We start from the raw sequence: 11,538 nt of genomic DNA, 5'->3' as shown, positions 1-11,538 counted from the left end.
CACCGTGCCCCGAAAGGAGGCGGGCGACCGCCGTCCCGGTTCCGCGGACGCGGGGATGCTCCCTGTGGAAGCCCCGCTGGAAATGCCCGTGCAGTCCTTCGACGAGGCCGCCCCTGCGCCCGCGCGTCTGTCCGGCACGCCGGTGGACATCGTGTGGCGCCGCCTTATCGTGCTTGGGGGCACCGCGGGGCTGACCCTGCTCGCCACCTACCAGCTGTGGTGGGCCATGCGGGGGGGCGGCCACAGCGGCTTGGAGTGGCTGAGCCTGTTGCTGTTCGCGGCGCTGTTCGTCTGGGTGGCGCAGGGCTTCATGAGCGCGCTCGCCGGCTTTGGGTTGATCGTCAACGGCTACCGCCGCCGCGGCCGGCTCGGTGTGGTCGATGCCGGCCCCTTGCCCGCGCTGACCACCCGGACCGCGCTGCTGATGCCCACCTACAACGAGGATCCGGAGCGCCTGATGGCGGGGTTGCAGTCGATCTGCGAGTCGGTGCTGAAAACCCGCCGCGCCGACGCGTACGACTTCTTCGTGCTCAGCGACACCACCCGACCCGAGTTGCAGCAGCGCGAACTGGCCGCATTCCATCGCCTGCGGGACGTGCTCGGTGGCCACGTGCGCCTGTATTACCGGCATCGTCCGGAAAACATCGATCGCAAGGCCGGCAATATCGCCGAATGGGTGCGGCGCTTCGGCGCAGCCTACCCCCAGATGCTGATTCTGGACGCCGACAGCCTGATGACCGGCAAGGCGATCAACCGGCTTGCCGCTGCCATGGAGCGGCATCCCGAAGTCGGCCTGATCCAGACCCTGCCGGTGGTGGTCAATGGCAGCACCGTCTTCGGCCGCATGCAGCAGTTCGCCGGCCGTGTGTACGGTCCGGTGCTGGCCCATGGCAACGCGTGGTGGCATGGCACCGAGGGCAACTACTGGGGCCACAACGCGATCATTCGCACCGCCGCATTCGCCTCCTGCGCCGGACTACCCGAATTGCCGGGATCGCGCCCGTTCGGTGGCAGCATCCTCAGCCACGATTTTGTCGAGGCCGCCCTGTTGCGTCGTGGCGGCTGGGAGGTGCATCTGGTGCCTGCGCTGGGCGGAAGTTATGAGGAAGGCCCGCCGTCGCTGACCGACATGCTGGTTCGGGACCGGCGCTGGTGCCAGGGCAACCTGCAGCACGGCGGCGTAATTCCGGCCAGGGGGTTGCACTGGGTCAGCCGTTGGCACCTGCTTACCGGGATTGGCCACTACATCACCGCGCCGCTTTGGGGGGCGCTGATGCTGATCGGGCTGGTGATGACGATGGCCAGCTCGGGCCTGCAGTGGGACTCGCTGGTGTTTCCGGGCCTCGGCTCGGCGTCGGATTGGACCGGACCCAAGGGCATGGAGCGCTTCTTCTGGGTGTTCATGCTCACCATGTCCTTGCTGCTGGGACCGAAGTTGCTGGGCTTCATTCTTGCCCTGACCGATCCGTGGGCGCGACGGAGCTGCGGTGGTGCACTGCGCCTGACCGCCGGCGTGCTCGTCGAGACGCTGCTGACCACGCTGATGGCGCCGGTGACGATGTACGTGCAGTCGCGCGGCGTGATCGAGGTGCTGGCCGGACGTGATTCGGGCTGGGAGAGTCAGCGCCGCGATGACGGCACGCTGACCCGTGCCGAGCTGTGGCAGCGCTACGGCGGCGTCACCGTGTGCGGCGTAGTCGTGGCCGCATGGAGCTTTGCGGTGTCGCCATCGCTGATGCTCTGGATGTCGCCGGTGTTGCTGGGTCTGGTGCTGTCGATGCCGGTGGTGGCACTCACGGCGGCCCCGGAAGCCGGCAGCCGGCTGCGTCGCTGGGGCATCTTCCTCACCCCCGAGGAAGTGTCGCCGCCACCGATCCTGACCCGCGTGCAAGGCCTGCGCAGCGGCCTGGCGCGACCGGCAGCCGAGCCCGAGCACCAGGCCGGTAACGGCGTTATCGCGTCTGCAACCGCAGGCTGATTCCCAGCGGAGCGATCTTGGCTGGCTCGTCGTCCAGGTCGGCCTTCAATAGCGGACGGGCGTCGAACCAGCGCTCGTCGAGCGTCAGCGTAAGTCGATCATCGTCGACCTGGGCGTCGAGCCGCGGTATAGGGTCTGCTTCGTGGGCGCGATGGATCAGCACCGCCAGGCGCAACAACGCGGCGGTATGCCGCGCCGCCGGCAGCAGGCGGTCGGGCAGGGCGTCGAAGACGTGTTTGGGAATCTTGCGGCGCTGGGTGCGGATCACGGCGGCGAGGAACTGCTGCTGCTGGCGCGAGAAACCGGCGATGTCGCTGTGCTCGACGACGTAGGCACCGTGCACGTGGTACTGGCTATGGGCGATGGTGAGGCCGAGTTCGTGCAGCCGGGCCGCGCGGCTCAGCATCAGGCGGTCGTCGATTTCCAGATTCCACGATCCGGCCACCTGATCGAACAGGCGCAACGCGGTCGCCTCCACCCGGTCGGCCTGCAGCGCGTCGATCCCGTAGCGCTTCATCAAGGCAAGGACGGAGCTGTCGCGCGGGTCGTCATCGCCGCCGCGCTCGAGCATGTCGTAGAGCACGCCTTCGCGTAGCGCCGCCTTGCTCACTGCCATCCGCTCAAGACCCAACGCGTGGAAGGCTGCCTCCAGCACCAGCAGGCCGCCGGCGATGACCGGCCGCCGATCCTCGGGCAGGCTGGGCAGGTCGATGGTGTCGATGCTGCGGGCACGCAGCAGACGATCACGCACCTGTGGCAGCGCGTCGGCGAGCACTGAGCCCTTGGTCAGTTTCATCGCTGCGCAGACATCGCCGATGGCCTTGTTGGTGCCCGAGGTACCGATGGCATCGTCCCAGCCCAACTCCCGGTAGCGCGCGGCGAACGGCTGGAACGTGGTGGCGACGTCGGTCAGGGCGGCATTCCAGCGTTTGCGGCTGAGTTTGCCGTCACTGAAATACCTGCGCGTGGTTGCCACGCACCCCAACTGGATACTCTCGCGCTCGATGGTCTCCAATCCGCTGCCGATGATGCATTCGGTCGATCCGCCGCCGATGTCGAGCACCAGCCGCAGGCGCCCGCGTTTGGACGGCTGCGTGTGGGCCACGCCGAGGTAGATCAAGCGCGCTTCCTCGCGGCCGGCGACCACTTCGATGGCATGGCCCAGCGCGCTTTCGGCCGGCATCAGGAACGCCTGCGGGGACGCCAGCTTGCGCACCGTGTTGGTGGCGATCGCACGCACCCGTTGCGGTGGAATGTCGCGGATGCGCTGGCCAAATCGGGCCAGGCACGCGTAGGCACGTTGGCGTGCCTCTGCCGACAACCCACCGCGTGCATCCAGTCCGTCGGCCAGACGGACGGTCTCGCGCAGGCGGTCCACCACCCGCAGCTGGCCGAGCAGGTACTGCGCCACCACCATGTGGAAACTGTTGGACCCCAGGTCGATGGCGGCCAGCATTTCGCCCTCCTGCAACGGCAGCGAGGCGGGGTGGAGTTCGGTCATCGGGGTAGTTTCGATCATCCGCACAGTTTGGCCAACAATGACGCCTGGGCCGAATGGGGCAGGGCGTCATCGGTGCGTTCAACGATCCGGTATTCGCCGCCGGGCTGCAGTTCCCACGCGTTGAGATTGTCGTCCAGGTAGTTCCCCAACGCCTCGTCGAACACCCGCTTGGCCACCGCGGGATCGAGGATCGGGAAGCAGGTCTCGACCCGGCGCAGCAGGTTGCGCTCCAGCCAGTCGGCACTCGCGCAGAACAGTTCCGGGGCACCGTCGTTGGCGAACCAGTACGCGCGACTGTGCTCCAGGAAGCGGCCCACGATGGAGCGCACCCGGATATTCTCGCTGATCCCGGCCACGCCCGGGCGCAGGGAACAGGCGCCGCGCACAATCAGGTCGATCTCCACGCCCGCCTGCGAAGCCCGGTATAGCGCGCGGATCACCTGCGGCTCGTTGAGCGCATTCATCCGTGCCACGATCCGTGCAGGGCGCCCGGCCTCGGCATGGGCCCGTTCGCGGTCGATCCGCCGGAGCATTCCCGCGTGCAGGGTGAACGGCGATTGCAGCAGGCGCTTGAGCGTCATCGATGGCGCCAGGCCGGACAATTGCTGGAAGATCAGGTGGACGTCGTTGCCGATCTCCGGATGGGCCGTCATCAGGCCCAGGTCGGTATACAGTCGCGCGGTGCCGGCATGGTAGTTGCCGGTGCCCATGTGCACGTATCGACGCAGCTTGCGCCCCTCGCGGCGCACCACCAGCATCATCTTGGCGTGGGTCTTGTAGCCGACCACGCCGTAGACGACCTGCACCCCGGCCTCCTGCATGCGGTCGGCGAAGCCCAGGTTGGCCTCCTCGTCGAAGCGTGCGCGCAGCTCGACCACTGCGGTGACGTCCTTGCCGTTGCGGGCGGCGTGGATCAGCGCCGCGACGATCGCCGAGTCCTTGCCCGACCGGTACAGCGTCTGCTTGATCGCCAGCACCGCCGGGTCCTCCGCGGCCTGGCGCAGCAGCTCCAGCACCGGCGTGAAGGCATCGAAGGGGTGGTGCAGCAGCACGTCGCCGGCGGCGATCGTCTCGAACATCCGGTCCATGCCGGGCAGCACCCGCGGCTGGAATGGCGGGAACTTCAGATCCGGGCGATCGACCAGGTCATAGACCTGGATGACCCGGTTCAGGTTGACCGGCCCCTTGATCCGGTACACCGCCTCGGGGGCCAGGGCGAACTTCTCCAGCAGCAGGTTGACGATCGGTTCCGGACACGCGTTTGCGATCTCCAGACGGACCGCGCGCAGGTAGCCGCGACCGGCCAGTTCATCGCGCAGTGCCAGAGCGATGTTGTCGACTTCTTCCTCATCGACGAACAACTCCGAGTTGCGGGTCACCCGGAACTGGTAGGCGCCCTGGACCTCCATCCCGGGAAACAGCTCATCGACAAAGCTCGACAGCACGGCGGACAGGAAAACGAAATCGCTGGGGCCGCCGCTGACCCGCTCCGGAACCTGGATGATGCGCGACAGTGAGCGCGGCGCCCGCACGATCGCCAGCCCGCCGCTGCGACCGAACGCGTCGCGTCCCTTCAACACGACGACGATGTTGAGCGACTTGTTGAGGATCTTCGGGAACGGGTGCGCGGGGTCCAGCCCCAGTGGCGACAACACCGGCATGATCTCGTCGCGGAAATACGCGCGCAGCCAGCGGGTCTGGCGTTTGCTCCAGCTGCCGCGGGCCAGAACGCGCACTCCCGCCTCGGCCATCGCCGGGCGAAGCACCGTGTTCCAGCATTCGTATTGCGCCTCGACCAGCGCAGCGGCCTCGTCGTGGATGCGGCTCAGCAGCGCGGCCGGTGACAGTCCATCGGGTGCAAGCGGACCGCCGACGTCGAGGGTGTGCTGGGCGGCGCCGGCGCGGATCTCGAAAAACTCGTCCAGGTTGGTGCAGCTGATACAGAGGAATTTCAGCCGCTCCAGCAGTGGTACCTCGGGGTCCTGCGCCTGCGCCAGGACACGCACGTTGAAGGCCAGTTGCGAGAGTTCGCGGTTGAAGTACAGCGATGGATCGTGCAGCGGGCCATCGGCCTTGTTGTCGCTGTACAGGCCGACGTCCAGCGGCGCGTCGGCGGGCAGCATCTGCTCCAGCTCGACCTGCAGGGCGGGCGGCGACGGTGAGGACGGCCGTTGGGGGGCATTCATGGCATGGCCTCGCTGGGAGCAGTGTGGCTGGCGCCGCGCTCACGTGGACGTACCCGCGCAGCCGTGAAGTGACAGGAGAACATGCTGCCATCCCCGATCCGGCTGCGCACCTCGAGACGCGCGTGGTGCCGTTGCAGCACGTGTTTGACGATGGCAAGGCCCAGCCCGGTACCGCCGCTGGTGCGTGAGCGGCTGTTTGATACGCGGTAGAAACGCTCGGTGATTCGCGGCAGGTGCTCGGCGGCGATGCCGATGCCGCTGTCGATGACCTCTAGCACGACACCGCCCGGTTCTCCGGCCTGCCCATCGCCGCGGGGGTCCTCGCGGCGGAACCGGATCAGCACCTCGCCGCCCTCCGGCGTATGGCGTACCGCGTTGCCGACGAGGTTGGAGAACGCGCTGTGCAACTCGGTGCCCGATCCCCACAGATCCACGTCCGCCGTGTTTTCCACCCGGATCCGGTGCCTGCCCTGACCGAGCGCAAGGCCTTCACGGCGCAGCGTGTCGAGCATCGCATCCATCGCCACCCGCTCCTCCAATGGCGCGCCATCGGCGGCCTCCAGTCGCGACAACGCCAGCAGGTCCTCGACCAGCCGGGCCATGCGTTGCGACTGACGCTGCATCTCGCCCAGCACAGGCGCCAGCCCGCTGTGCTCGTCGGGGTCGATCATGTCCAGATAACCGTGGATGACCGTCAGCGGCGTGCGCAGTTCGTGGGAGACGTTGGCCACGAAGTCCCGGCGCATCTGTTCCAGCTGCAGCAGGCGGGTGACGTCACGTGCGACCAGCAGCCACAGGTTCTCGGAGTAGGGGATCAGGCGCAGGCTCAGGCGGGTGGCCGGGTTGACCGGCGACGCAACCTCGAGGGTATCGGCGTGCCGGCCGCTGGCGAGCCACTGCGCCAGTGGCAACGGCCGCAGACGCGGCACCAGCGGCGCGCCGACATCGGCCGGATAACGCAGCCCGAGCAGCGTGGCGGCGGCCTGGTTGAACCAGCGGATTCGCTGGCTGTTGCGCTCCACCACCACGACCGCATCGGGCAGCGCAGCGGCGGCTGCCCGGTAGGCGCGCAGCATCTCCAGCAGGCGCCGCTTGCGCACCCGACGCTCGCGCTGGTCGCGGTCGTGCAGCCGGTCCAGTTCGCTCCAGGCCCCGGGTTTGGCAGTCAGTGTCGGCCAGCGTCGTCCGCCGAGGCGGTGCAGTACACGGCCCAGTCGCCAGTGCTGCCATCCCAGCATGGCCACAGCTCCCAGCGCCAGCACGGGCCAGAACTGTCCGACCGCAACGCCGAGCACGCCCGTGATCGCCAGGCCAACAACGGTCAAGCCAAGGGTACGCAGCCAGGCGGAGCGGGCGGCAGGAGTCATGGCCCAGTATCCAACAGATCCCGCGTGGATCAGGTGGTCGGGGCGGCGGAGAAGCGGTAACCCACGCCGCGCACGGTCTGGATCATGCCGTCGAGGTCGAACGGCTCCAACGCCCGTCGAACCCTGCGCACATGCACGTCCACGGTCCGCTCTTCCACGTAAACGCTGCCTCCCCAGACGTGATCGAGCAACTGCGCACGGGTGTACACGCGGTCTGCGTGTGTCATGAAGAAATGCAGCAAGCGGTACTCGGCAGGTCCGATCGCGACCGGCTGCTCATTCCCCGGATCACCGGCGAATACCCGGTGGGCGGCGCCATCCATGCGCAGGGCGCCGATCCGGATGCTGCCGTCTTCATCGTCATCGCGCGCGCGGCGCAGCACCGCGCGAATCCGCGCCAGCAGCTCGCGGGCGGAGAACGGCTTGACCACGTAATCATCCACGCCGGCTTCCAGGCCGCCGACCCGGTCGTCCTCCTCGCCGCGCGCGGTCAGCATGATGATCGGGATGTCGCGGGTCAGCGTCTGCCGCCGCCACCGCCGGGCCAGTTCGATGCCGCTGGTACCGGGCAGCATCCAGTCCAGCAGGATCAGGTCGGGCACGCGGTCGGCAATTGCGACCTCCGCCTCGTGTGCATCGCCAGCCGTCACCGGCTCGTAGTCGCTGCGCGACACGGCGAAGGCGACCATGTCGCGGATGGCGGGCTCGTCTTCGACAATCAGGATGCGTTTTTGCAAGGAATGCTCGAATGCCTCGGAGGGGTCGGGTCGGAGCCGCCGCGCGATGCGGCAGCGTCCGATCACGGAAGTACACCACGGCTTCATGACCGCTTGATGACAGCGCCGACGCCGTTGACGACCGCCGCGCAGACTAGCGCCGTTCAAGCACCTCGTCGCGGATGCCCTGGCGATGCAGCTCCAGTACCGTGGGGGTTATCCGGGCGATCCGCGCCTCGATCCGGGCCCGCGCGTAATAGTCGACCTCGGGTCGCTTCTTCAACACGTTCAACTGGACCAATGCCTGTTCGGCCCGGCCGCTGAGGAACGCCGCCTCGGCGTAGGCCTCACCGGCACGGATCGGCTCGCCGGCAATTTCGCTGGCACGCGCAAAACTGCGCTGGAACTCGGGGTCATTCCCGGATTGGCCGGCCAAGGGCCGCAACACCGCCTGGGCGCGCTTTCCCGATTCCACATCGTCGCGCTCCAGCAGCGCGGACGCGTAGGTCAGGACCACGGCGCGATTGCGCGGCAGTCGCTGCACCAGCGCCTCAAAGCGGGTGTCGGCGGTCGCCTTCCGTCCGCTTCGCGATTCCGCCTCCGCCAGTCCGAGGTTGATCCACAGGTCTGCCGGACGATCCTTCATCAGCTCCTGCAACAGTTTCACCGCAGCGGGCGCCTGGCCCGCGCGCAGGCGCGCGATCGCCAACCCGTAGCGTTGCGCTTCGTCGAGCTCGCCGCGACTGGCGATCTGCTCGTACTCGCGTATCGCCGCCGCCGGCGATTCGGCACTGAAGACACGCAGGCGCTCGCGGGCCAGATCGAAATATCCGGTGCCCTGCGTTTCACTGGCCTGGATCATCAAGCCGTTGGGCAGCAGCGGGTTGTCGGTCGCAATGGAGCCGACCCGGAAGGAACCAACGCTCGCACCCAGCCGCTCCGCCCGCTCCTTGGCCTCGCTGATACGGGTCGTGGTGACCGGGTGGGTCATCAGGTAGTCCGGAATGTCGTAGGCGCCCGCCGCATTGGCCCGGGAGCGGGCCTGCATGACGAGGAAGAACTCCGCCATCGCACCGGCGTCGTAGCCTGCACGGGCGAGGGTCTGCAGGCCGATGCGGTCGGCCTCGTGCTCGTTGGAACGGGTGTAGTTGATCTGCCGCTGTTGGGCCAGGCCCATCGCCGACATGATCGCCGCCTGGGTCGCCTCACCCGAGGAGCTGCCACCGGCCGATTGCGCTGCCACGATCGCACCCAGCATCCCCAGCAGGATCGGCAACTGGTCGCGTTGGGCGCGCTCGGCGCCGCGCAGCACGTGCTGCTGGGTGACGTGCGAGATCTCGTGCGCAAGCACGCCGGCCACCTCGTCCTCGCGGTCGGCCGCCAGGACCAGGCCCGCGTTCACGCCGATGTAGCCGCCGAGGGTGGCGAAGGCGTTGATCTGGCGCTCGCGGAGCATGAAGAAGGTGAACGGCTGCGTCGGGCGATCGCTGCTGGCACCCAGCCGGCTGCCCAGCGAATCCAGCCAGCTGTCGATCAGGGGATCTTCAAGGATGTAGTCGTAATGTCGCAGCTGGGCCAGCATCATCGCGCCGTATTCCTCCTGCTGGCCCGGGGTCAGCAGTTCGCCTGCGGACGAGCCGATGTCGGGCAGCGAATCCTGCGCGGGAGCAGAGACACTTGCCAAGGAAAGGGTGAGGGCGGCGGTAAGCAAGACGATGCGGCGCAAGTGAGGCTCCTGGTGCCGGTGCTGCAGGGTGGTGCGGTGCGTTGAGGATGGTCGCTGCGATGGCGCGGCGGGTTAATTGCGGGTTAACCGCGCCTGCAGCGCAGCGCGGGAACGGTGTTGCGCGCATTAGACTGGAATCTTTCACGCGGCGGACCCATGTAGGCGGTCAGCCGTCCCACGTGGAGGCGGCATGCATGCGCTGGCGCGCGGTCAACATTGGTGTTGGACCGCCGACCGCCCCCCGAGTTCACCGCAGGAGAGACGAATTGAATTCCACCGCTACCCCCGAGATCCTGATCTACACCAGCGCGACCTGTCCGTATTGCGTCGCTGCGGCCAACTTCCTGAAGAGCAAGGGCCTGCAGTGGCGGGAGATCCGCGTCGACCTGGATCCGGCCGAGCGCGAGAAAATGGTCGCCCTGGCCAAGCGCACCAGCGTGCCGCAGATCTTCGTCGGTGACACCCACGTCGGCGGCTTCGACGACATGATGGCCATGCATCGCGCCGGCAAGTTCGAGCCGTTGCTGGAAGGCGCGCAGTGAGCGAGTCCGGCGGCCGGCCTGGAAACCGCGGGGCAGAGGATTTTGCCGGCTTCCGCCAGCGCATGAACGACCGCATCCTGTCTGAGCCCAACCAGGTCGTGCGGCGTTTCTTCGCCCTCGACACGCAGACCTACAAGGCCGGCGCGTTGGACGTGAAGACCAAGGAACTGCTCGGCCTGGTCGCCTCGATGGTCCTGCGCTGCGATGACTGCATCAGCTACCACGTCGGCCAGTGCCACGAGGCCGGTGCCACGCGCGAGGAAATGTTCGAGACCTTTTCGGTCGGCCTGGTGGTCGGCGGCTCGATCGTCATCCCGCACCTGCGCCGCGCCGTCGACTTCCTCGACCAGCTGGAGCAGGGCGCCGGCCCGCTGCCGCCGGCCCACGACCACGACTGACACCTCGCCCGCGCCGGCCTGCAGGCCGGCCGGTGATCCGGCATAATTACGGGGCTAACCCTTCGGCGCCGCGCAGCACGCAGCGCGCTCCCCCAGCTGGAAGAGAATCCCACATGACTCAGACGATTACGGTCATCCATGGCGACGGCATCGGCCCGGAAATCATGGATGCAACGCTCCACGTGCTCGATGCGATGAAGCTCGACCTGGAGTATGAATTCGCCGACGCCGGCATGGTCGCGATGGAGAAGACCGGTGAGCTGCTTCCTGCCGCGACGATGGACTCCATCCGCAAGAACCGGATCGCCCTGAAGAGCCCTCTCACGACCCCGGTCGGCGGCGGTTTTTCCTCGATCAACGTGGAGCTGCGCAAGCGCTTCGACCTGTACGCCAACGTGCGCCCGGCAAAGTCGTTCCCCAATACGCTTACGCGATTCCCGGCCGACGTGGACGTGATCACCGTGCGCGAGAACACCGAAGGCGCCTACAGCGCCGAAGGCCAGGAAACCGCCGCCGACGGCCAGAGCGCGATCTCCATCACCCGCACCACGCGCAAGGGTTCAGAGCGCATCGTCCGCTACGCCTTCGACCTGGCGCGAGCGGCCGGGCGCAAGAAGGTCACGGTGGTCCACAAGGCGAATATCCTCAAGTCCACCTCGGGCCTGTTCCTGAAGACCGCGCGTGAAGTTGCCGCGCAGTACCCGGACATCGAGTGCGAGGAGATGATCGTCGACAACGCGTGCATGCAGCTGGTGATGCGCCCGGAGCAGTTCGACGTGCTGGTAACCACCAACCTGTTCGGCGACATCATCTCTGACCTGTGTGCGGGCCTGATCGGTGGTCTGGGCCTGATTCCGGGTGCCAATATCGGCGCCGATGCGGCGATCTTCGAGGCCGTCCACGGAACCGCTCCGGACATTGCCGGCCAAGGCAAGGCCAACCCGTGCGCGCTGCTGCTGGGCGCCGCGCAGATGCTCGATCACCTGGGCAAGCCCAACGATGCGACGCGCCTGCGCGAGGCGATCGTGGCCACGCTGGAAGCCAAGGACAGCCTAACCGGCGACCTGGGCGGCAGCGGTACCACGATGGGCTTTGCCCAGGCGATCGCCAGCCGGGTCTGAGCC

Annotated in this window: 9 protein-coding genes; 4 read left to right on the top strand and 5 right to left on the bottom strand. The window is 67.6% G+C overall.

From position 1 onward, the window contains the following. The first annotated feature begins 55 nt into the window (after window positions 1–55). Complete coding sequence (gene mdoH, locus KZ491_RS06470) at window positions 56–1,978, top strand: glucans biosynthesis glucosyltransferase MdoH (RefSeq protein WP_246606595.1); 1,923 nt, start codon at window positions 56–58, stop codon at window positions 1,976–1,978. On the opposite strand, the gene ppx is transcribed toward mdoH, so the two are convergent. The 5 genes from ppx to KZ491_RS06445 all read right to left on the bottom strand — a co-directional run bounded on the left by ppx (window position 1,953) and on the right by KZ491_RS06445 (window position 9,474). Further along, window positions 1,953–3,479 (bottom strand): exopolyphosphatase, encoded by a 1,527-nt coding sequence (gene ppx / locus KZ491_RS06465; RefSeq protein WP_222565032.1) that lies wholly within the window; start codon window positions 3,477–3,479, stop codon window positions 1,953–1,955. The two genes, mdoH and ppx, sit on opposite strands and share 26 nt — an antisense overlap. A 14-nt stretch (window positions 3,480–3,493) precedes the next feature. Beyond that, window positions 3,494–5,602, bottom strand: a complete 2,109-nt coding sequence (gene ppk1, locus KZ491_RS06460) for a polyphosphate kinase 1 (protein WP_222565505.1) — start codon at window positions 5,600–5,602, stop codon at window positions 3,494–3,496. Between the two features lie 59 nt (window positions 5,603–5,661). After that, the gene (gene phoR / locus KZ491_RS06455) at window positions 5,662–7,032 is read right to left on the bottom strand and encodes a phosphate regulon sensor histidine kinase PhoR (RefSeq protein WP_222565031.1); all 1,371 of its coding nucleotides are present in this window, start codon (window positions 7,030–7,032) and stop codon (window positions 5,662–5,664) included. Between the two features lie 29 nt (window positions 7,033–7,061). Beyond that, the gene (gene phoB / locus KZ491_RS06450; protein WP_222565030.1) at window positions 7,062–7,769 is read right to left on the bottom strand and encodes a phosphate regulon transcriptional regulator PhoB; all 708 of its coding nucleotides are present in this window, start codon (window positions 7,767–7,769) and stop codon (window positions 7,062–7,064) included. 133 nt (window positions 7,770–7,902) lie between these two features. Then, window positions 7,903–9,474, bottom strand: a complete 1,572-nt coding sequence (locus KZ491_RS06445; RefSeq protein WP_484549421.1) for a M48 family metalloprotease — start codon at window positions 9,472–9,474, stop codon at window positions 7,903–7,905. 266 nt (window positions 9,475–9,740) lie between these two features. On the opposite strand from KZ491_RS06445, the gene grxC reads away from it, so the two are divergent. The 3 genes from grxC (at window position 9,741) to KZ491_RS06430 (ending at window position 11,535) form a co-directional block, all read left to right on the top strand. Further along, window positions 9,741–10,016, top strand: a complete 276-nt coding sequence (grxC, locus tag KZ491_RS06440; protein ID WP_246606594.1) for a glutaredoxin 3 — start codon at window positions 9,741–9,743, stop codon at window positions 10,014–10,016. A 62-nt stretch (window positions 10,017–10,078) separates the two neighbouring features. Next, complete coding sequence (locus KZ491_RS06435) at window positions 10,079–10,414, top strand: carboxymuconolactone decarboxylase family protein (RefSeq protein WP_246606685.1); 336 nt, start codon at window positions 10,079–10,081, stop codon at window positions 10,412–10,414. Between the two features lie 113 nt (window positions 10,415–10,527). Beyond that, window positions 10,528–11,535 carry an isocitrate dehydrogenase gene (locus tag KZ491_RS06430; RefSeq protein ID WP_222565027.1) on the top strand — a complete coding sequence of 336 codons (1,008 nt, stop codon included), beginning with the start codon at window positions 10,528–10,530 and terminating at the stop codon, window positions 11,533–11,535. Window positions 11,536–11,538: the final 3 nt, after the last annotated feature.

Source organism: Novilysobacter antarcticus, from assembly GCF_019802285.1.
Classification (GTDB): Bacteria; Pseudomonadota; Gammaproteobacteria; order Xanthomonadales; family Xanthomonadaceae; genus Novilysobacter; species Novilysobacter antarcticus.
The sequence above is the reverse complement of the archived record's forward strand: the minus strand, read 5'-3'. Positions and strand labels throughout refer to the sequence as shown.

What these genes read in the sequence shown, in the direction of transcription:
- mdoH (WP_246606595.1), top strand. Translation starts at nt 56, where the DNA reads ATGCTCCCTGTGGAAGCCCCGCTGGAAATGCCCGTGCAGTCCTTCGAC.
- ppx (WP_222565032.1), bottom strand. Translation starts at nt 3,479, where the DNA reads ATGACCGAACTCCACCCCGCCTCGCTGCCGTTGCAGGAGGGCGAAATG.
- ppk1 (WP_222565505.1), bottom strand. Translation starts at nt 5,602, where the DNA reads ATGCTGCCCGCCGACGCGCCGCTGGACGTCGGCCTGTACAGCGACAAC.
- phoR (WP_222565031.1), bottom strand. Translation starts at nt 7,032, where the DNA reads ATGACTCCTGCCGCCCGCTCCGCCTGGCTGCGTACCCTTGGCTTGACC.
- KZ491_RS06435 (WP_246606685.1), top strand. Translation starts at nt 10,079, where the DNA reads ATGAACGACCGCATCCTGTCTGAGCCCAACCAGGTCGTGCGGCGTTTC.
- KZ491_RS06430 (WP_222565027.1), top strand. Translation starts at nt 10,528, where the DNA reads ATGACTCAGACGATTACGGTCATCCATGGCGACGGCATCGGCCCGGAA.